Genomic DNA, 21776 nt, shown 5'->3' with positions numbered 1-21776 from the left:
CACTGTTAACCTTACCCCTTATAAGCCGGGTCAAACTCTACAATCCATTCAATACCATATTTGTCTCTAAACATTCCGGCGTACGTACCCCACGGACTGTCACCAATAGGCCCCTCTACTTCTCCGCCTGCCGATAATCCGTTAAATATTTTGTCAGCTTCTTCACGGCTTTCTGCACTAACTGAAATTTTCGACCTGTTCTCATTTTCGTTTACCCGTCCCATAAATTCAGGAACATCATTGGCAATTAACACATTGTGTTTGCCAAGAGGCAAAGCGATGGTCATTATTTTATTTGCTTCCTTTTCCGGTACCGGAAATTCATCGCTTGCCAGGTCCTTGAAACGAATGACCCTGGTGAATTCTCCGCCAAAAACAGATCTGTAAAAAGTGAATGCTTCTTCGGCATTCCCATTGAAGTTGATCCACGGATTGATTGTTCTCATAACTTTTATTTTTAGATTGTTGATCTTTCGGTTTATTATTTCTGCGATAAAGTGGTTAACAGATCTTCCAGGTTTTTTAAGGTCGTGATAAAGCCTGCATCAAAGAGAATAATAACGATGTGATCGGCCAGCATTCGCAGGTGGCGCCTTTATTAGAGGCGGGCTTTAATGGGGTTGCTGCTACTTTAGTTCTTCCGCAAAGCGGTATTGCCTCGCATAAGCGGAAGGCGACATGCCCGTCACCTTTCTGAATACCCGGTTAAAGGTGATGGGGTTATTATATCCGGTAGCATATGCTACTGCTGCAATGCTGTCGAAATCCCCGTTGATAATATTCTTGCACGCCACATTGATCCTGATCTCGTTCAGAAATTCAAGGTAGGTTTTGCGCGTATGTTTTTTAAAGTATTTGCAAAAAGCGTAGGTAGTAAGATGTGCCACGCTGGCAATTTGTCCAAGCGAAATATTTTCTGCATAATGCTCCAGCGTATACTGGTAAATATCATTCATCCGCAGCCCTTCCGACTCGCTGTAGGAGTGCCGGGAAAACCCCGTGGATAACGACTTCCAGTCCTTCACCTGTTTGGAGAAATACACCAGCATGCCCACAAACGCCAGTAATCTTTCTGCACCGCTGAGCCGGGAAATCTTTAATATATCTGTAGCTGTTTTCTCCGCGTATTCAGCAGGCAGTTGCAAACTGTTGGCGGTGAGTTGCAGGAACTTCCTTACGGAGTCCATCTCTTTCAGGGAAAATAAACCCTGTAGTGCATGTTCATGATCGAAAAAGATATGGATGGCGTGGATATTCTTCTCCTGTAAATTTTCAAAATACCGGGCATCCCCTTTAAACATATGGGGTTGATTGGCGCCAATCACATAAATATCTCCGGCCTTGAATGGTTGGGTATAGTTCCCGGCAATCAGGGTGCCTTCTCCCTTTATAATAAGTGTTACCTGCGCCTCTTTGTGACGATGCAGGTAATTATAGAAGTAAGGGAGGATATCTTCCTGTATTACTACAGCACCTTCATCGGCAACGGGGACAGTAAATTGAATTACTTTCATTAACCAATTTTACTAATTTCTCTGCAAAATTAGCGATTATGTGGCAATAATGGTAAAGTGTTGGACAATATCTCAAATAATCAGGCTGCCCGTCCTACTTTCTTCTGCAACCATAAAAACCCGCCGCCCGACAACACGCACCCCAGCGCTGTAATCCCCCACCACGGCTTAAACCCAAGATGCTGCACCACAAAAGCCCCTGTTGTAGGCGATACAATATTGGCCAGGGAATACGAAATGGTATACAGCGCGGCATACTGCCCGCGGTTATGGTCCAGGCTCCTGCCGATCCAGAAACTGTTCATAAAGGGGAGGCAAAACATTTCCCCGAAGGTGATTACTACCATAAACACCACCGCCAACGCCCATACCGGCGGCAGGAAACAAAGTAACATATAGGAGAAGCAAACCATCATAGCGCCGCGGGCCACAAAGGACAGGTTAGGCATTTTCCCGTCGAGGCGGTATACCATCACCATTTCCACCAGTGCAATCAGGATTCCGTTCACAGACATATTCAAACCAATTGCCCATTCTTCCATGTGCATCACTTCTTTAAAATATAAAGGCACAATGCTGGAAAACTGGAACAGGCAGATCGCATTCACGGTAGCAAAAAGCAGGAACCACAGGTAAATATGATCCCTCCATACCTTATCCTCTTTCTTTACGGCTGTTTTGGCTGTCTTTGGCGGCGCCGGTACCGGTGGCAGGAAAATCCGCATCAGGATGGCGGCCAGCATACAGGTGAAGCCATCTACCCAGAAAAGCAGCTGGTAGCTGAAGCTGGCAAGGATACCGCCAACAGCGGGACCTACCGACCATCCGAGGTTTACCGCCAACCGGTTCAGCGCATACGACCGGGTACGGTTTTCCGGCAGGCTGTAGGCGGCAATAGCAATACTGTTGGCCGGCCGGAAGGCATCACCCACAGAACTCATCACAAATACGCAGACACATATTTGCTCAAAGGTGCGCATCTGACCCAATAAAATGAACAATAATCCGTTAGAGAAAAGACTCCAGAACTGTACCTGGTAGAAACCGATCTTATCAGACAGCCATCCGCCCAAAAGGGCGCCAACGATGGCACCGGTACCAAAACAGGCCATTACCAGGCCTGCCTGGGCAATACTGAAATGAAGATGTTGCGTGAGATATACGGTCATAAAGGGAATGACCATCGTTCCGCTCCTGTTGATCAGCAATACAAGCGACAACCACCAGGTAGCAGGAGCAAGACCAGTATAAGCATTTTGATAAAGACGGATCGTTTGTCTGGCAAGGTTCATAAAATCGGTGAAAAATAATTTACTATAATTGGATTAACAGCACAGTTTTTGCAAAGATCCGGAATTCATCTTTTGATGAGCGATTATTTTTTCTGGATCAAAACATTAACTTTGGCCCGAACAGGCACTCAATAAGGTTATCATGGAGGAAAAAAACGGTAAAAAAAATATACAGGCTTTAGGGATCACTATCGGCGTGCATGCATTGCTGTTAGTGGCGCTGGTATTTACCGGTTTTTCTGCACCTCCCCCGTTACCGGATCAGGATCTGGGCATGGAAGTGAATTTGGGTACTTCCGACGATGGCATGGGAGATGAACAACCATTAAACCCTAACCCGCCCAGTGCAGCAGCGCCTGAACCAGCAGCTGCCGAAAGTCCGGCTGCTACCGCTCCGGCCAACACCGAGCCTCAGCAAGACATTGCCACCCAGGATGAAGAAGATGCACCGGAAATAAAAAAACCGGAAAAGCCGGTAGAGAAACCAAAAGAAATTCCAAAGAAATTAGAACCAAAACCTGTAAAACCTACAAAGAAACCTGCAGAAACGCCACCGGCGCCAACACCTCCCGCACCAAAACCAAAGGCAGTATTTTCGGGTGGCACCGGCAACAGTGCCAACAGCGGTAACAGCGCCAATGGCTCCAATAACGCTACAGGAGAAGGTAATACCGGCAAACCCGGCGATCGTGGCCAATTGGGTGGTAACCCTAACGGCGGCAGATATACGGGCGGTGGACTCGGCGGCGGACGCTCCGATTTCCACCTGAACGGCAGAAGCCTCATCGGCAGACCACAGGTTACTTACGACGGCACCGAAACAGGCTATGTAGCCATCAATATAAAAGTAGATCAAAAGGGAAATGTGACTTCCGCCACTTTTAGTATGAAAGGATCTACTATCAGTAACCCCCGCCTGATTGAGATAGCCAAAAAGGCTGCCTCCAGCGGACAACTGAAATACAATGCTAACCCAGACGCGCCGGAAGAGCAGTTTGGAGTGATACGCTTCTTTTTCAAAGCAGAATAAGCAGAGTAAATAATATATACAGATTTTTAAAGAAGCTGTTTTATTTATCGGACCAGGAACTGATCCGAAACGGCATAGCTTCATCCAAAAATTTGATTCGTTCCTACATCTCTACCTATGATTGTAAAAACTGACAAGAGCAAACTTTTTGTGTCATTTCGAGGAACCTATTTTTTATCGCCAACGATGATTGTAAAACTTAACCGTATCTTTTCCGGCACCGCAATATTGCTCGTGCTGATGCAAGCCGCTGTGGCTCAAACTTTCCCGGGTTACAATAACAGTAACTACGCGGGTATTTATGGAGTATTCTCCAACCCGGCCAGTGCAGCCGGTTATCGCTATAAATGGGATGTAAACATTATTGGTGCAGATGTAAACGTTGGCAACACTTATGTAAGCGGTCCAAAATCCTTACTGTTTAACAGACCTGATTCGTTCGTGCGGAACCGCGACTACTTCCTTGATGAAGGCGCCAACAGGAAACAAATGGGCTGGGAAATGGCGGAAATTGTATTACCATCTGTATTATATGCCATCGATGAAAAACAATCTGTTTCCTTTGTATGGCGTATGCGCAGCAGCAGCAGCGGTGGTAACATCACCACGCCCATCGCTAATTTCTTTGGAGTGGATTTTCCCAACCCGGGCTATGTCAACAAAAATTTGAGTATCCCGCAGGCAGGCGTTTCTTCCCACATCTGGCATGAACTGGGCTTTAGTTATGCGCGCACTATCAAGGAAACCTACAGCGGCCGCTGGAAAGCCGGCGTTACCCTGAAACTGCTCAGTGGTGTAGCCGCAGGTTACGCATCTGTAAAAGATGCCAACTTCAGACTGAACTCTTCCAGCAATGCCACTATTACCAGTGGTACCCTGTATTACGGGTATAATAAGGAACTGGACGACTGGCAGTCGCCCGCACAAAAAAATCTCCAGCTGTTCCAGAACAATGGCATCGGCGCAGATATCGGAGTGATCTACGAATACCTCCCGGATAACGGCGGCTTCGGGGCTTCTGAAAACTCTGACGCAGACGACTACAAATTTCGTATAGGCGCTTCCATTACCGACATCGGCAGGATAAAATATAACCGGTCTCCTACCAACACCAACCTTAGCCTGGTGAAAGATAATGTAGTACCAAAAGAAATTCAGTACCAGAACAAAGAAAGCCTGCAGCAATACGCCCGCCGGCTCAATAATTATTTCACGCCACTGGGCACCGACTCTACTTTTAATATGATGCTGCCCACAGCGCTCAACCTGATGGGCGATTATAATATCGACAACCGCTTTTTTATCAGCGCACATGCCGTTATTGCCTTAACTGCCGGCAACCGCGATGTCTCCAAAACATACGCTTTAACGCAATTCAATATTACGCCACGCTATGAAACCTACCTGTTTGGCGCCTATATGCCATTCACTATTAACCGCAACGGCCAGGCCGATGTAGGAGCAGGCATCCGCATAGGCCCCCTCCTGATTGGTTCCAGCACAATTTTTACGAACCTCTTTCAAAAACATGTAGACCGTGCAAATGCTTTCGTAGCTTTGCGCTTAAATTCAAGCATGTTCGAACGGGGTGAGGGCGGTGGTGGCCTCTTTAAGAAGCGTAACCGCCAGTTGGATTGCCCGGTGGTTAACAATTACTGATATGACCTCTTACAAAGAAACGCTGGACTATCTGTATGCACAGCTGCCCATGTTTACCAGGGTGGGCGCCAGTGCATTTAAAACAGACCTGCATAACACCATTGCATTGCTGGATAAGCTGGATCAACCGCAACACAGCTTTAAAACCATACACGTAGCCGGTACCAACGGGAAAGGTTCTTCCAGCCACATGCTGGCAGCTATCTTTCAGCAGGCCGGTTACAAAACAGGATTATATACGTCTCCCCACCTGCTGGATTTCAGGGAACGTATCCGCATCAACGGGCAAATGGTACCGGAAGATTTTGTGGTGGATTTCACTGAACAGATGCGCACACACATTACAGACATCCAGCCGTCTTTTTTTGAACTCACCGTAGCCATGGCATTCCGCTACTTCCAGCAGGAAGCGGTGGACATTGCCATCATTGAAGTGGGCCTCGGTGGCCGGCTGGACAGCACCAATGTGATTACACCCGAACTATCGCTGATCACCAATATCAGCTATGATCATAAAAATATCCTCGGCGATACCCTCCCGCAAATTGCCGGTGAAAAAGCCGGGATCATCAAAGCCGGTGTACCGGTGGTGGTCAGCGAAACACAGTCTGAAGTACAGGACGTATTTATCAATACCGCCCATGCGCTGAATGCCCCCATTCACTTCGCAGACCAGGAATGGATGGAAGCTTCCGGCGCCATTGAAAGCAATCACTTCACTATAACGTTACTGGATACACGCCAACAGCAGATGCGCCGTTTACAACTGGATCTGAATGGCCGGTACCAGGAAAAAAATGTGATGGGCGTATTGTCGGCGGTAAAAATATTACAGCAAAATGGCTGGCACATCACCTGGGATCACATCACCCAGGCGTTATCGCATGTAAAGAAACTAACCGGCCTGAGAGGCCGCTGGGAAGTTATTCAGCGGCATCCGCTCACCGTACTGGATGTGGGCCACAATGAAGCCGGCATCCGCGAAGTGATGCAACAACTGGGACATGTTAATTACCAGCAGTTACACATTGTAGTAGGATTTGTGAAAGATAAGGAAGTAGAAAAAGTGCTGCCGTTGTTCCCGCCTACTGCGCATTATTATTTCTGTAAAGCGCAGATTCCCCGCGCGATGGACGAAGTGGCGCTGGCCGAAATGGCGGCTGCCAGCGGGCTACAGGGCCATGCTTATGCCTCTGTTCAGGCAGCCCTGCAGGCGGCCAGGCAACATGCCCAGCCGGATGATATGATCCTCGTTTGTGGTAGCTTTTTTATTGTGGCAGAAGTGATGTAAGTTATTTCATCGTCATTTTACCAAGATACAGCAACGCGTAAAAGATACAGGTGGTATGCAAACTGTGTACTATTTTGTTATCCAGTAACAGTTGCTGTAGTTCTTCCAGCGGCATAATCACCACTTCAATATCTTCGTTGTGATCCAGTTGCTGGTCCTGCACCTTCACTCCTCCCATTGCCAGGAACATATGCGTGTAGTTGTTACTGGAAGCAGTGTTAGGCGCAATAGTGCCGAGCGACACCCATTCTTTAAATGCGTACCCGGTTTCTTCCAGCATCTCCCGTTTCATGGCAAATAAAGGATCCGGATCAGTGGGGTCCATAGTACCACCGGGAATTTCCAGCAATGTTTTGCCTACTCCCTGCCGGAACTGCCGGATCATGATCACCTGCCCGTCTTCCCGGAGCGCCAGGCCGTTTACCCAGTTGTTGTACTCCAGTACGTAATAGGGCGCTACTATTTTGCCGGCAGGCGTTTCGCAGGTATCTATACGTGCAGTAAGCCAGGCATCTTTAAAAAGATATTCCGATGAGAGTAATTTCCAGTCCATATTCATAATAACAATGCTTTACCAGTCCATTCGTTCTTTCAGGCGCAGGATATGCTCCAGGTGATGTTTACCATGCCAGGAATAATTGGCGGCATGGGTTTTCAGATTATGCCTGGTACCATTGGCAGGATGTACAAAAGTACGTTCCCACCCGGCTTCAGATAAATGCTCCATTAAACTTACCCAACGGTTGTGCAGGGCATGCAGCAGGGTGATAGATACATTTACCGGCGTAAATTTCACATCAGGCAGTTCCGCCCACAGTTGTTCCTCGTAAGGTTTTATTACCGGCTGTTCTTCTGTGAGGGCCAGCTTCATGCGGGTATATCCGTTCATGTGGCTGTCGGCCAGGTGATGTACTACCTGTGCTACCGTCCACCCTTCCGGGCGGTAAGGTGTTTGCAGCTGGTATTCGTCCAGTTGCTGCACAGCAATTTCCACCAGCTGGGGCAAATAGCGGATGTCGTTAATAAATCCCCGCAGCATTTCCGGCGTGTAGTCCGGTAATGGTTCAAAGCGGCCAATAGGATATTTCAGTGATTCCATCCGTTATGTGTTGGTTTATTCTTCGCGTAAGTCTTTTCCTGTGAGGTGAATGAACACATCTTCCAGGTTTGCTTTCTTCACTTCTTTCTTTCTTTCAAAACCGGAAGATACCAGTTTATCAATCAATGCATCCGGTGAGTCGATAGCGATAATAAGACCGCTGTCGACGATGGCGCAACGGTCGCAGAGGAATTCTGCTTCATCCATATAATGCGTGGTGATCACCACGGTGGTGCCCTGGCTGCGCACCTGCTGGATCAGCTCCCACAAATTGCGGCGGGCCTGCGGATCCAGACCGGTAGTGGGTTCATCCAGGAAAATGATCTGTGGTTTATTGATCAGCGTAGTGGCAATGGAAAAACGTTGCTTCTGACCGCCGGAAAGTTCTTTGAATTTTGCTTTGGCCTTATCTTCCAGGTTAAACATCCCCAGGAGCTTCATAGGCTCCACGGGCTGGTTATACAGGCCGCCAAACATTTCGATGAGTTCTGTGAGATTCAGTCCGGGATAATAGCCGGAACTCTGGAGCTGTACGCCAATGATCTTCTTGATATCGTTAGGGTCTTTGTCGAGGTCATAACCTCCTACCATCACTTTGCCGGCTGTTTTTTCCCGCAGGGTTTCAATAATTTCCAGGGTAGTGGATTTACCGGCGCCATTGGGGCCCAGCAGGCCAAAGATCTCTCCTTCAAACACTTCAAAGCTGATTCCTTTTACCGCGGTAAACTCCCCGTATTTTTTTACCAGGTTACTTACCTCAATGATCTTTTTCTTTTCCATGCCGCCAAATTACAGAAAGAATGCGAAAAAAAAGAGCGCATAAGCGAAGGGGACAGCCACCGGCCGTCCCCTTCGCTTTAATTACTGCTTGATAAACACCTGCGTAAAGAAGGTAATCCTCCCTTTATCCGCGGTGCCGATACCAATGAGCGTATAATCGCCCAGCATATTTTTACGGTGCCCCGGACTCTTGATCCATCCATTTACTACGGCTTCCGCATCAAGAGTGCCATAAGCTACGTTTTCAGCAGCGCTGGCTACGCGGCCCATCTTTTTGGAAACGTTGGCCACGCGCTCTTCAAATCCTTCATGACCAAAACCGGTGCTGCCGTTGGCCATATCCCGGCTGTGGCGGCGCGCCTGCTGGCTGATGGTGGCATCCAGCTGTAAAGGCTTCAACCCTTTCGACTGACGGAACTTGTTGGTGTAGTACAGGATCTGGTCATCCATGCTGGCACCTGCATTACTGCTGTCTGCCGCATGGGTGGCACGTGAACACGCGCTAACCTGGAAAACGGCCAACAGGGCGACTAATAACGCAATGATCCGCTGGTTCTTCAAAATCGACATAGAAATAAAATGGTTAATAATTAAAAATGAATAAAGAGTACTAATAAGACTATTAAAACCAGGCCAGGTTTAGCAAGCCGGGTGCCAGAAATTAAAAACGGTGTATAAAGGATATTTTGTATCCGCTATACACCGTTTTTTATATTATTTTTTTACGCTTACTCGTTCATGATCCGCTGCCAGGTGTCCATCATTGTTTTGGACCCTATAAAAATGGCCATCCGCTGGTGCAGCTGTACGGGTTTCAGCTCCAGGAGGCGCTGTTTGCCGTTAGCCATGGCCACGCCGCCGGCCTTCTCCATGATAAACGACATGGGATTGCACTCGTAACAAAGCCTTAAACGGCCGGCCGGGTACTTACCAAAAGCCGGGTACATGAAAATACCACCCTGGATAAGGGTACGGTGTATTTCAGCCACCATACAGCCTACAAACCGGTGACGGTAAATACGGTCATTTTCGTTCCTCGCCATGAAATGATCAATCGACTTACGGATTTTATGCTCATATAAGTGGTAATAACCCACATTTACGGAGAAAATATCACTGTCGGGCGGGCATTTCAGGTTGGGGTGCGACAGGCAGAACTCCCCGATAGACGGGTCCAGGGTGAAGCCCTGCACGCTGCGGCGCGTGGCGTATACCATCATGGTAGAAGATCCATAAATGATATACCCGGCGGCTATCTGCTTGGTGCCCGGCTGCAGGAAATCCTCCAGCTCACACTCCGAACCCTCCGGTGTAAGCCGGCGGTATACGGAGAAAATGGTACCAATGGATACATTCACATCAATGTTGCCGGAACCATCCAGGGGGTCCATCAACACCACATATTTCGATTTTTTGGAATGCTCATCATGAAAAGGGATGAAGTTTTCATTTTCTTCTGAGGCCACGCCACAGCAGTAAATACTGGTTTCCAGTGCATCAATGAACTGCTCATTGGCAAATTCATCCAGCTTCTTTACTGATTCGCCCTGCACATTGGTTTTGCCGGCTTCTCCCAGGATATCAGCAATACCCGCTTTATTTACTTCCACATTTACCCTTTTAGCAGCGAGACCGATATCACGCAGTAAACCGGATAACTGACCGGTGGCTCCCGGGTAATTCCGTAACTCCTGGATAGTAAATTCATCCAGTGTCATTACTTTTTGCTTAAGATTCATAACGTTAGGTTGTATGGGCGAATTTAGTCAATTGAAACTATTTTAACAGAACTGTCATTTATCTGCAAACAGATTTTAAAACAATTCTAAACTTGTCTTACTTTGCCAAATAATTTTTTAAAAGAAGATAAACTATCATATGAAGGTTTTCAAGTTTGGTGGCGCAAGTTTAGAAAGTGTTGAACGTATCCGGCAGGTGGCTCAGATTGTACAGTCATTTCCGGACGAGAAACTCCTCATTGTTATTTCTGCAATGGCCAAAACAACCAATGAGCTGGAAAAAGTAGCACAGAACTTTTTCCTGCGTAAAAGGGAAATCGCCGCGCAACTCCTCTTTAACATCGAGCAGCAACACGTAAATGTAGCCGAGGCCCTGCTGGGAACAAAGGATCATCCTTTATTTATCCAGCTGCAGCAATTCTTCACCGAAGCAGAATGGACGCTGGGCGAAAAACCCCTGCGCACCTACGATTACTATTACGATCAGCTGGTTGGCCTGGGTGAACTGCTCAGCACTTCCATTGTAAGCGCTTTCTTTAACAGCATAGGCATCCACAATACCTGGCTGGACGTAAGGGATATTTTCCGGACAGACGATAACTTCCGCGACGCCAATATAGACTGGCCCTACACCCAGCGGCAGGTAACCGAAAAAGTGGTTCCCCTGTTCAACAGCACCAATATTGTGATTGCACAGGGCTTTATAGGCAGCACCGACCAGAACGAAAGCGTTACCCTGGGCAGGGAAGGCAGCGATTACTCTGCCGCCGTTTTCGCCAATATGCTCGACGCCGAAAGCCAAACCATCTGGAAAGATGTAGAAGGACTAAAAAATGCCGACCCCAAGCTGTTCCCCAACACCGTGAATATACCGGAGATCAGCTACGGCGAAGTGATAGAAATGGCCTACTATGGCGCCCAGGTGATTCACCCGAAAACCATTAAACCACTCCAGAACAAGCAGATCCCCCTGCTGGTGAAATGCTTCCTGGATAAAAACCTGCCCGGTACCGTGATCAAGGAAACCGCAGATGTAAAACAGCTGCCCCCCATCATTGTGCTGAAAAAGAACCAGGTTTTACTGAATATTACCTCCAAAGACTATTCTTTTATTACTGAAGATAAGATCAGCGATATCTATGAGATCTTCCACGGGCTGAAGGTGAAAATTAACCTGATGCAGAACGGGGCGATCAATTTCTCCTGCTGTATAGATAATAACCCGGAGAAGATAGAACTCCTGATCAAAACGCTCCACGAACAGTTCAAAATCGTTTACAACGAAGGACTGGAACTGCTTACCGTACGTTATTACCAAACCGGCCTGCTGGAAGAACTCAGCGACGGCCACACGATACTCCTGGAACAACGTTCACCCGCTACCATACAGCGTCTCTGGAAAAGATAAATTTATCCAGTAAAAATATTCCGGCCCTCCGTGCAACTTTTTTCGTACCCGTTCGTCTTTAGTAAAAATGTGGTATGAAAAAAGTTGCTATCGTATTAAGCCTGAGTACCGTGGTTATGCTGATCATAGCATGCGGAGGGAAAATGGTCAACCGTGGCTACCTTTCCGCCAGCAACCCGGATGAATTGCCTATTTACCTGATCACCCTCGGATATTTCAGGGAAACGCCTGCTTGTTCCACTACCCCTTCATCGTCGTGTGTTATGAATGAAACAACAAACATGCCCCTCGGTAAGATACAGGATGTTTTAAGACAGGCACTTCAATACTACCAGGAGAACTGCAGCAGGAAATAACAGCCCCTTTTTTGGTATTAGCTTTTGAGAAATTTACAACGGAAACGATAGTATGAGAACAATCATCGTAGCCCTGGGAATGCTTTTTGTTTGTGTGCAAACAACCCTCGCCCAACAAACTAACTCCACAGGAAAAATTACACTGACAATTACAGACCATGAAGGCAAGCCGCTCCCCTTTACCAGCGTAATGGTGAGGAATATTAAAGACTCGTCCCTTGTGAAAGGAGAACTGACCACCACCAACGGCAGCTGCGCCTTTGAAAAAATAGCCTACGGCCATTATTTTATCCAGGCATCCCAGATGGGATACAACACCTCCTACAGCAAAACTTTTCTGCTCAATGCCTCCCATAAAGCCATCACCCTGGATACCATCCGCCTGAACACTTTAGGCAAAAACCTCCAGGCCGTGAATGTAACCGCGCAGAAACCTTTTATTGAAAGTTCCGCCGGGAAAACCGTGATGAATATCGAAAACAGCGTAAGCGCCGCCGGCAATACCGCCCTGGACCTGCTCCGCCGGGCGCCGGGCGTACAGGTAGATAACAACGAAAACGTAACCCTGAAAGGACAAAGCGTAACCGTAATGATCGATGGTAAACTAACCTACCTCAGTGGCGAACAGTTAACCAATCTCCTGAAAACAACACCCGGGGAAAGCATCGCCTCCATTGAAATATTAACCAGTCCATCTGCCAAATACGATGCCTCCGGGAATGGTGGTATCATCAACATAAAAACTAAAAAAGGAAAAATGACGGGGATCAATGGTAACGTAAATGCTACCCTTACCCAGTCGAGATACGGCCGCTATGGTATTTCCGGTAATGTTAACTGGAGAACGGAAAAATTCAACCTGTTCGGTAATTTCGACCAGGGCGACTATCCCCGGCAGGTTACCCGCGTATACAGCCGGAACATAAAGGAAAACGATGGCAGCTCCACCTATCTTCAGCAAAATATATTTCAGCGCAACCGCTTTAAAAACAACTACCTGAAAATAGGAATGGATTACTTTATCACCGATAAACAAACCATCGGTGTACTGGCCAACGGTTATAAAAATTCCTTTAGTAACCAGATTTACAGCGATGCCAACCTGGGCCAGGCAAATATGCCGCCGGATTCCATCGTAAATTCCCTCACCACCAACAACAATAAGTTCGATAACATTGCGCTTAACCTGAACTATAAAATAATCCTGGATACCGCCGGCGGAAGGGAAATCAGTTTTGATGCCGACTATGCACAGTTCAACAACCACCGCTTAATGCAGCTGAACGATAGCCTGTACGATGCCAAAACACAACTGAACCGCAACCCCAACAGCATCCGCACCACAGGCAGCACACAGGTACTTATCAAAAGCCTGAAAGCAGACCTGAGCTGGCCGCTCGGGAAGGAAGGTAAACTGGAAGCAGGCGCTAAAACCAGCTTCGTTACCACCACCAACCTATTGCAGTTTGATTCGTTGTTTCATGGCAGCTATAAACCCTCCCCTGGCTTAAGCGACCGCTTTAACTACCAGGAAAATATTTATGCCGCATACGCCACTTATAAAAAACAAATACAGAAAACAAATGTGCAACTGGGACTGAGAGTAGAGAACACCGAGTCTACCGGGACTTCTTTTACGACCGGCACAAATGTGAAACGCTCTTATGTCGACTTCTTCCCAAACATCACCGTGGAACAAAAGCTCAATGATAAAAATAAAGTGAGCCTGGCCATGTCACGCAGGATAGAAAGGCCACAATACGGCCAGCTGAATCCATTTATGTTTTACCTGGACAAGTACACCTACTTCAGGGGAAACCCGTACCTGCGGCCGCAATACAGCAACATCGCGGAAGTAGCGTATACGTTCAAAGACAAATACATCGCTACCTTCCGCTACAGCCGGATTAAAGATATGATGGAAGAATTCATCACACAGGACGACAGTACCAAAGCCTCCATCAGCACGGAACGCAACTACGATAAAACAGATATTTACAGCATCCTGTTTACACTACCCTTCCAGTTTACAAAATGGTGGACCAGCGATAACAACGCGGATTTCTCCTATAATAAATACCGCTTTGAAGATCCTGTAACGAATGATCCTTATTACCGGTCTAACCTTAATTATTACATCAGCAGCACCAATACCATTACCCTTCCAAAAGACTTTAAGGTAGAAGTAATGGGCTACTATAACTCGCCTTTTATTTTTGGTATTTTCAGGGGCTATGCACAGTACAACCTGAACCTGGGTGTTCAGAAAATGTTCCTGAATAAAAATGCTACCGTAAAACTGAGCTATAACAATATCCTGCGGAATGAAAGCTACCGCGGGGCTGCAGAATTTGCCAACCTGAACATGAGTATCTTCAATACCTGGCAGTTCCGCACCGTAAACCTTTCCTTCAGCTATAAATTTGGCAGCGCCACTATTAAAGCCGCCCGCGAAAGGAAAACCGGTACCAGCGATGAACAGAACAGGGCAGGTTAAACCAGGATGCGCATCATTTGCTGAATCAGCGCCATCATAGCAGTAGGATATACACCCAGCCCTATTAACAGTATGGTTAAAATAACCAGGGTAATATTACCGGCCATGGGCAGGGCCGGTACCACCGTTGTTTGCTGCCCCTTTGCAGGCACCGCAAACATAGCCGCCACCAGCCGGATATAATAATACAACCCGATCACACTATTGATCACCAGCATAAACAACAGGAACCACTGGTGCCCGTCCACTCCCGCCAGCACCACGTAAAACTTACCGATAAAACCTGCGGTAAGCGGAATACCCGCCAGCGATAACAGCATTGCTGTAAACACCGTAGCCACCCAGGGATAACGCCAGAACAGCCCCCTGTAATCGGCAATCGTTTCCGCATCCTGCGAACTGCTCGACATCACAATCACCACCCCAAAGGCGCCGATGCTTGTAATAAAATAAGCCACCAGGTAAAACGCCAGTGCCTCCAGCCCGGTTTGCACGCCCGACAAAAAAGCCACCAGGATATAACCCATATGCGCAATAGAAGAATACGCCAGGATACGTTTGATATTCTGTTGTGTGAGTGCCAGCCAGTTGCCCGCAAACATAGACGCTACTGCAATAATAGCCACTATCCACCATAACATCGGGTAGTCGTTACCGTGAATGTCCTGGTAGAAACGGATCAGCAGCACCAGCATAGCCCCTTTGGAAACCGTAGCAATAAACGCCGCCACCGGCAACGGTGCGCCCTCATAAATATCCGGCGCCCACATATGAAAAGGAACAATGCCCAGTTTAAACCCTACTCCTATCAACATCAAACCGAAACCCGCCATCACGCTCACCGGCAAGTAACCCGCCTCGCGTAAAGCCGCGCCTATTCCGGGGAAATCCATATGGCCGGTAAAGGCATACACCAGCGCCATCCCAAACAACAGGAATGCAGACGACAACGCCGCCAGCATCAGGTATTTGATCCCCGCTTCATCAGACCGCTCACGGGCACGCAGGTACGCAATTAATCCGTATAAACTGATACTCAGTATTTCCAGCCCCAGGAACAGCGACATAAAGTGACGGCTCACCACCAGCACCAAAGCGCCAATAGTAGCCAGGATCAGGAGAATGTAATACTCCTCCTTCCGCTCTTCCCTTTCTTCAAAATAGTTAAACGACAACAACAGGATAATGAATCCCGATACCAGGATCAACCCGGAATTAAAGAGGGAAAATTCGTCGATCACCAGCAGCGGTGGCACCGGGTGCGGAATATACTTAATGGCGGGAATCACCGCCGCCATAGCCATACCAAAAGCAAGAAGGGAAAAGCTGTACACGATGCGGTGATTACGCCAGGCTGCTACCAGCAACATGGCTATCACTGCCGCAGCGCACAGGGTTATCAGCGGCCCCAGACTTAAAAAATCAGCGAACGACATAGTCAATGTTTTGGGAAGTGTTCAATACCGGTTGCGGATGGAAGCCCAGCCAGCATATTACTATTACCAATGCTATTATGATCACCAGCTCACGCCCGTTTAAATCGGGCATGGCATATTGCCGGTCGCACGGACCGAAGAAAACTTTCTGCATAATGCGCAGCGAATAAGCCGTTGCCACCACCAGGCCAATAGTGGCCAGGATAGTAAGCACATGATTGGCCTGCCAGCTACCCAGCAGCACCAGGAATTCCGCTACAAAATTGCCTAACCCCGGCAAACCCAGAGAGGCCATTACAAAAATCATGGCAGCGCTGCCCATCATAGGCAACCGCAGCCAGAGTCCGCCCATCTGCCGCAGGTTGCGGGTATGTATGCGCTCATACAACGCCCCTGCAATAATGAATAACGCGCCTGTGCTGATGCCGTGGGTAATCATCTGCATCACTACTCCCTGGTAAGCAATTTCATTAAAGGCAAAAGCACCCAGCAGTACAAAGCCCATATGACTTACACTGGTGTAGGCAATCAGTCTTTTAAGATCTGTTTGTGCATAGGCCAGCATGCCGCCATACAGGATACCAATTACGCCCAGCAACATGGCCACCGGCGCTATCTCTGCTGCCGCAGCAGGAAACAGCGGCAACACAAACCGGAGGATACCGTAAGCACCCGTTTTCAGCAGCAGCCCGGCCAGCACTACACTGCCCGCAGTAGGCGCTTCCGTATGCGCGTCCGGCAGCCAGGTGTGAAAAGGCACTGCCGGCAGTTTTACCAGGAAGGCAATCAGGAAACCCAGCATTAGCCAACGTTCCATAAAGGGCGTCATGGGCGTATTGAGCAGGTCGAAATAATTAAACGTATATACGTTGGTGTTAGCTTTATGTATAAAGTACAAACCGAGTATTGCCAGCAGCATCAGCAAGCCGCCCGCCTGTGTGAACAGGAAAAACTTGTTGGCCGCATATTCCCGGTGCTCATGGCCCCAGATCCCAATCAGGAAGTACATCGGTATCAACATCATCTCCCAGAAAAAATAAAACAGGAAAAGATCCATTGTCAGGAAAACACCTGTGATACCACACAACACAAACAACAGGTTAAAGTGAAAGAACCCTACACGGGTTTGAATTTCTTTCCAGGAAATGAGTACTGCCAGCGCCCCTAGGAAAAATGTCAGCGCCAGCATCAACATACTTAAGCCATCCATTGCCAGGTGCAGGCTGATACCGAAGTGCGGTACCCAATCCATCCGGAACTGGTACCACCACCGGTTGCTGTTATGCGTATGCTCCATCCACACCCCTGCAATAATGCCGAGGTTCACCAGCAGGCTGCAAAGGGCTATCCAGCGGCTGGCAGCGTGGCTTTTCACGCCGGCTACCCACGACAATAACGCCGCGCCAAAAAGGATTAATATCAATACCAGCAATATCATAACTTTTCGTTTAATCGTTCCAGTTATATATAAATCCGCCAGATCAGTACCGACAATATCGCCACTGCCCCCAGCACCACGCCCAGTATATACCATCGCAGCAAGCCACTCTGCGTACGTGCGAGCACGTTATGACACCATTCCATAAACGCCGCCAGCCCGGTATAGAGCGTGTCTACCAGGTCCCTTTTATTGATACGCGACAGGTACACAAAAGGACGTACCAGCAGCACATTGTATAATTCATCAAAGTCCCATCCCCTGCTCCAGTAGCCGCGCAGCCACATGATGGCAGGCATCTCCAGGAAATCGGACATCCCTTTGGGATGCTTCACTACCCAGGCATACGCCAGCCCAATGCCGCCCAGCGCCAGCAAAGCAGATAATGCCTGCGAAGTCCATTCCATCGCAAGGCTTTCATGCAACATGGATACCGCCGGCAACACCGGTTGCAGCCAGTTACTGAATAAGGTTACATGCCCCATCGTATGCGGCAGTTCTATAAACCCGGCCACAGTGGACAATACCGCCAGAACATACAGCGGAATCATCATACTGCCTCCCGGCCGGTGATGTACCTTCGTTTTTTCTTCTCCATAAAATACCAGGAAGAACATGCGGAAAGTGTACATGCCTGTGAGTAACGCACCCAGCAAGGCCGCCAGCCAGAAGCCCACATGCCCTCCTGCCGCTGACCACGACAACCAGATGATCTGGTCTTTACTATAAAATCCCGCTGTTATAAAAGGAATGGCGGCCAGGGAAGCACAGCCAACCAGGAATACCCAGTAAACACTGCGCAGCTGCTTCTTCAGTCCACCCATCTTAAACATATCCTGCTCATGATGCAGCGCCACAATGATAGCACCCGCAGCCATGAACAACAACGCCTTAAAAAAGGCGTGCGTAACAAAATGAAATACTGCCGCCGACCACGCGCCGCAACCCAGCGCCAGGAACATATACCCGATCTGGCTCACCGTAGAGTAAGCCAGTACTCTTTTAATATCTGTTTGCACCAGGGCGCTGAAACCCGCCAGCACCAAAGTGATAGCGCCTATTACGGCTGTAGTGGTTTGCGCTGCCGGCGCCAGTTCAAATAAAGTATGTGTGCGTGCAATAAGATAAACGCCCGCTGTAACCATTGTGGCAGCATGGATCAATGCACTCACCGGTGTAGGCCCGGCCATCGCATCCGGCAACCAGGTTTGCAACGGCAACTGGGCCGATTTACCCACCGCGCCGCCCAACAGCAGCAAAGCGATGATAGTAATCACCCCGTCGTTCGCCGACCAGATATGTGTACTGTTTTCCAGTAAGCCGGGAATACTCAATGTGCCGGTGTACTGAAATAACATAAACAACGCAATGGCCATAGCGGTATCGCCTACACGTGTTACAATAAAAGCTTTCCGCGCTGCATATCCGTTGGCAGGATCTTTATACCAGAAGCCGATCAGCAGGTAACTGCAAAGGCCCACGCCTTCCCAACCGAAGTATAGCAGCAATAAATTATCTGCCATCACCAGCGTAAGCATGGCGCCTACAAATAAGTTCATACAGGCAAAGAAGCGGGCATAGTCCGGTTCGTCGTGCATATAACCGGATGCATACACATGAATCAGGAAACCCACAATGGTGATCACCAGCACAAATACCACCGACAAGGCATCCATCCGGAAATCGAAACCTGTTTTAAAGCCGCCGGCTTCCAGCCAGTTGCCGGCATGCTGAACAATCGCCTGTTCGCCATTCGTGGCAAACTGCATGGCAATGATGATGGCCACTATGGCCGCTAATGCGATACTGCCGCATCCGATCACGGTAACGCCTATACGGTCGAAACGCTTCCAGCCCAGCATGAGCAGGAAGGCGCCTATAAAAGGAATGAGCGGTATGAGTGCAGGAAACATACAATTGAATATTTTATCCGTTCATTTTTGCTGCTTCGTCGCTGTCCAGTGTTTTGAGCTGATGATATAACTGTAAGATCAATGCCAGTCCTACCGATACTTCCGCCGCCGCCATCGCCAGTATGAAGATGAACATCACCTGTCCGTCGGCAGTACCCCAGTGGGAAGAAGCCACTACGAAAGCAAGTCCCGCGGCGTTCAGCATTATCTCCACCGACAACAACATAAAAATAATGTCGCGGCGAACCAGGATACTGATCAGCCCCAGCACAAATAAAACGCCGGCAAGCAGCATGCCCGCTGTGGTAGGATGTACTATCATGATTGATTATTTTCAAGGAACCGGTGCAATGTTTTCTCTTTCTGCCGCCCTAAGTGATAAGCCCCTACAATGCCCGCCATCAGCAACATCCCGGTAAGTTCCACCGCCAGGATATAAGGGCCGAATAAAGCAATACCCACCTCTTTCGGATTCACCACCTGGACGCCGGATACCGGCTGACGGTTCTGCAATACCAGGAATACCAACTCTCCCAGCAGGATGATGCAAAGCAACGATGGAAAGATCCAGATGCGCGGCTTCAGCCATAGCTTCTCCTGCGCGGCAGACTCTTTCCCCAGGTTCAGCATCATCACAAAAAAGATCAGTAACACCATAATAGCGCCCGCATACACAATCACTTCCAGCGCCGCCATAAACGGCGCACCGTAGAGATACAACACCACCGCCACCGCCAGTAAAGACACTACCAGATACAACAGGGCATGCATAATATTATACCGGGTGATCACCATTACGGTAGACAATACCGCAATTAACGCAGCAATATAAAATGCGGTCCCTATCATGGTATCAGGCTTTTAATATCTACCGGTGGTTCTTCCTGTTGCGCATCACCTTTATCTTTTCCACGGATGGCCATACCGGCTACATTGTAATAGTTATATCCGGGATACTTGCCCTCACTGTTGATGAGAAGATCTTCCTTTTCATATACCAGGTTCTGACGGTTGTATTCCGCCATTTCAAAATCAGGGAGTAACTGTATCGCGTAAGTAGGACAAGCTTCTTCACAGAAGCCACAGAAAATACAACGCGAGAAATTGATCCGGAAAAATTCCGGGTATCTTCTGCCGGAATCATCTTCTGTTGCCTGCAGGGAGATACAATCCACCGGGCAGGCCGCAGCACAAAGGTAACAACCCACACATCGCTCACCTCCGTCCGGATCACGGGTTAACGCAATGCGGCCCCGCCAGCGGGCCGGCAACGGCGCCTTCTGTTCCGGGTACTGAAATGTTTCCCGCTTGTGGAACATATGCAGGAATATCAGCCACATACTTCTTACCAGACTAAACATGTTTTTCGTTTTAAGTATTTAACCACAGCTTAATGGCAGCTGTTACCATCAGGTTCAAAATCGACAAAGGGAACAATACCTTCCAGCCGTACTCCATCAACTGATCATACCGCGGCCTCGGCATAGAAGCACGGAACAGGATGAACAGCATAATAAAGGCAAACGTTTTTATCACAAACCATAATACCGGCGGCAGAAAAGCAGGACCAAGCCAGCCACCAAAATAGAGCGTTACCAGCATGCCGGAAATCAGCGTTACGCCCAGGTATTCACCAATGAAGAACATACCGAACTTCATCCCGGAATACTCAGAGTGAAAACCTGCTACCAGCTCACTTTCCGCTTCCGGAATATCAAAAGGTAAACGGTGCGTTTCTGCTACGCCCGCCACCAGGAAAATGAGGAAGCCTATAAACTGCGGAATGATAAACCATACTTTCCGCTGCGCCTCTACTATTTCAGCAAGATTAAAAGAACCGCTCAATACCACTACGCCCATCAGCGCCAGTCCCATAAACACTTCGTAGCTGATCATCTGCGAGGCCCCGCGCATAGCGCCCAGCAACGCATACTTATTATTGGAAGCCCAGCCACCCAACACCACGCTGTATACGCCCAATGAAGACATGGCCAGGAAAAACAACAACCCTATATTCAGGTCGGCCACCACAATGCCAGGTGCAAAGGGCATCACCACAAAGCTCATGAGCACACTCAACATTACCACGCCCGGGGCAAATACAAACACTACTTTATCGGCAAACGGCGGAATCCAGTCTTCCTTAAAAAACAACTTGATGGTATCTGCCAACACCACCAGCAACCCGAAAGGACCTGCCCTGTTAGGTCCGTAGCGGTCCTGCCACAGTGCCAGCATGCGGCGCTCCACCCAAATAAGACCCGCCGCCGTATTTAACAGTGCAAAAAGCACCCCGCCTATTATCCACCAAATGTTTATCATAG

21 protein-coding genes are annotated in these 21776 nt (G+C 48.4%); 6 read left to right on the top strand and 15 right to left on the bottom strand.

The genetic code is table 11. The annotated features are described in order from the left end of the window. Window positions 1–11: 11 nt before the first annotated feature. From PV783_RS14935 to PV783_RS14925, 3 genes are all read right to left on the bottom strand, one after another. Entirely contained in the window at window positions 12–446 is a 435-nt protein-coding gene (locus tag PV783_RS14935; RefSeq protein WP_079468097.1) for a VOC family protein, read from the bottom strand. 180 nt (window positions 447–626) lie between these two features. After that, entirely contained in the window at window positions 627–1514 is an 888-nt protein-coding gene (locus tag PV783_RS14930) for an AraC family transcriptional regulator (RefSeq protein ID WP_079468098.1), read from the bottom strand. Window positions 1515–1594: 80 nt separating this feature from the next. Beyond that, window positions 1595–2806 carry an MFS transporter gene (locus PV783_RS14925; protein WP_079468099.1) on the bottom strand — a complete coding sequence of 404 codons (1212 nt, stop codon included), beginning with the start codon at window positions 2804–2806 and terminating at the stop codon, window positions 1595–1597. A gap of 142 nt (window positions 2807–2948) precedes the next feature. Between PV783_RS14925 and PV783_RS14920 the strand changes: the two genes are divergently transcribed. From PV783_RS14920 to PV783_RS14910, 3 genes are all read left to right on the top strand, one after another. Then, a complete protein-coding gene (locus PV783_RS14920) occupies window positions 2949–3836 on the top strand; it encodes a hypothetical protein (RefSeq protein ID WP_420988569.1) in 888 nt (295 codons plus the stop codon). Between the two features lie 186 nt (window positions 3837–4022). After that, a complete protein-coding gene (locus tag PV783_RS14915; protein ID WP_420988568.1) occupies window positions 4023–5495 on the top strand; it encodes a DUF5723 family protein in 1473 nt (490 codons plus the stop codon). Between the two features lies 1 nt (window position 5496). Further along, a complete protein-coding gene (locus tag PV783_RS14910) occupies window positions 5497–6786 on the top strand; it encodes a bifunctional folylpolyglutamate synthase/dihydrofolate synthase (RefSeq protein WP_420988567.1) in 1290 nt (429 codons plus the stop codon). 1 nt (window position 6787) lies between these two features. On the opposite strand, the gene PV783_RS14905 is transcribed toward PV783_RS14910, so the two are convergent. The 5 genes from PV783_RS14905 to fbp all read right to left on the bottom strand — a co-directional run bounded on the left by PV783_RS14905 (window position 6788) and on the right by fbp (window position 10404). Further along, on the bottom strand, window positions 6788–7345 hold the full coding sequence (locus PV783_RS14905; protein ID WP_420988566.1) for an NUDIX hydrolase: 558 nt from the start codon (window positions 7343–7345) through the stop codon (window positions 6788–6790). Between the two features lie 12 nt (window positions 7346–7357). Beyond that, complete coding sequence (locus tag PV783_RS14900) at window positions 7358–7885, bottom strand: YfiT family bacillithiol transferase (protein WP_079468104.1); 528 nt, start codon at window positions 7883–7885, stop codon at window positions 7358–7360. A 15-nt stretch (window positions 7886–7900) separates the two neighbouring features. Next, the gene (locus PV783_RS14895; RefSeq protein WP_079468105.1) at window positions 7901–8665 is read right to left on the bottom strand and encodes an ABC transporter ATP-binding protein; all 765 of its coding nucleotides are present in this window, start codon (window positions 8663–8665) and stop codon (window positions 7901–7903) included. 81 nt (window positions 8666–8746) lie between these two features. Beyond that, window positions 8747–9235, bottom strand: coding sequence for a CAP domain-containing protein (locus PV783_RS14890; RefSeq protein ID WP_200817195.1), 489 nt, complete (start codon window positions 9233–9235; stop codon window positions 8747–8749). 158 nt (window positions 9236–9393) lie between these two features. Continuing rightward, entirely contained in the window at window positions 9394–10404 is a 1011-nt protein-coding gene (fbp, locus tag PV783_RS14885; protein WP_079468106.1) for a class 1 fructose-bisphosphatase, read from the bottom strand. A gap of 139 nt (window positions 10405–10543) precedes the next feature. Here fbp and PV783_RS14880 point away from each other — a divergent pair, with 139 nt between their 5' ends. The 3 genes from PV783_RS14880 (at window position 10544) to PV783_RS14870 (ending at window position 14665) form a co-directional block, all read left to right on the top strand. Continuing rightward, a complete protein-coding gene (locus PV783_RS14880) occupies window positions 10544–11812 on the top strand; it encodes an aspartate kinase (RefSeq protein ID WP_420988565.1) in 1269 nt (422 codons plus the stop codon). Between the two features lie 74 nt (window positions 11813–11886). Next, entirely contained in the window at window positions 11887–12168 is a 282-nt protein-coding gene (locus PV783_RS14875; protein WP_111578777.1) for a hypothetical protein, read from the top strand. A 52-nt stretch (window positions 12169–12220) separates the two neighbouring features. After that, entirely contained in the window at window positions 12221–14665 is a 2445-nt protein-coding gene (locus tag PV783_RS14870) for an outer membrane beta-barrel protein (RefSeq protein ID WP_420988564.1), read from the top strand. Here the strand turns inward: PV783_RS14870 and PV783_RS14865 are convergent. The 7 genes from PV783_RS14865 to nuoH are packed head-to-tail and all read right to left on the bottom strand — an operon-like array spanning window position 14662 to window position 21774. After that, window positions 14662–16101 (bottom strand): NADH-quinone oxidoreductase subunit N, encoded by a 1440-nt coding sequence (locus PV783_RS14865; protein WP_079468110.1) that lies wholly within the window; start codon window positions 16099–16101, stop codon window positions 14662–14664. The two genes, PV783_RS14870 and PV783_RS14865, sit on opposite strands and share 4 nt — an antisense overlap. Next, window positions 16088–17539, bottom strand: coding sequence for an NADH-quinone oxidoreductase subunit M (gene nuoM / locus PV783_RS14860; protein ID WP_420988563.1), 1452 nt, complete (start codon window positions 17537–17539; stop codon window positions 16088–16090). The genes PV783_RS14865 and nuoM overlap by 14 nt, the downstream gene beginning before the upstream one ends. Window positions 17540–17562: 23 nt before the next feature. Continuing rightward, on the bottom strand, window positions 17563–19452 hold the full coding sequence (gene nuoL / locus PV783_RS14855) for an NADH-quinone oxidoreductase subunit L (RefSeq protein ID WP_420988562.1): 1890 nt from the start codon (window positions 19450–19452) through the stop codon (window positions 17563–17565). 13 nt (window positions 19453–19465) lie between these two features. Beyond that, window positions 19466–19774 (bottom strand): NADH-quinone oxidoreductase subunit NuoK, encoded by a 309-nt coding sequence (gene nuoK / locus PV783_RS14850; protein ID WP_079468113.1) that lies wholly within the window; start codon window positions 19772–19774, stop codon window positions 19466–19468. After that, complete coding sequence (gene nuoJ / locus PV783_RS14845) at window positions 19771–20301, bottom strand: NADH-quinone oxidoreductase subunit J (RefSeq protein ID WP_227024587.1); 531 nt, start codon at window positions 20299–20301, stop codon at window positions 19771–19773. Before nuoJ ends, nuoK begins: the two co-directional genes overlap by 4 nt. Next, window positions 20298–20813: an NADH-quinone oxidoreductase subunit NuoI gene (gene nuoI, locus PV783_RS14840; RefSeq protein ID WP_079468115.1), complete on the bottom strand. Its 516-nt coding sequence runs from the start codon at window positions 20811–20813 to the stop codon at window positions 20298–20300. Before nuoI ends, nuoJ begins: the two co-directional genes overlap by 4 nt. A 10-nt stretch (window positions 20814–20823) precedes the next feature. Continuing rightward, the gene (nuoH, locus tag PV783_RS14835; RefSeq protein ID WP_111578780.1) at window positions 20824–21774 is read right to left on the bottom strand and encodes an NADH-quinone oxidoreductase subunit NuoH; all 951 of its coding nucleotides are present in this window, start codon (window positions 21772–21774) and stop codon (window positions 20824–20826) included. Window positions 21775–21776 lie beyond the last annotated feature (2 nt).

Origin of the sequence: Chitinophaga sp. CC14, from assembly GCF_048957795.1 — a bacterium.
GTDB lineage: Bacteria > Bacteroidota > Bacteroidia > Chitinophagales > Chitinophagaceae > Chitinophaga > Chitinophaga ginsengisegetis.
Note: the sequence above shows the minus strand (reverse complement) of the source record. Positions and strands in the feature narration are given on the sequence as shown.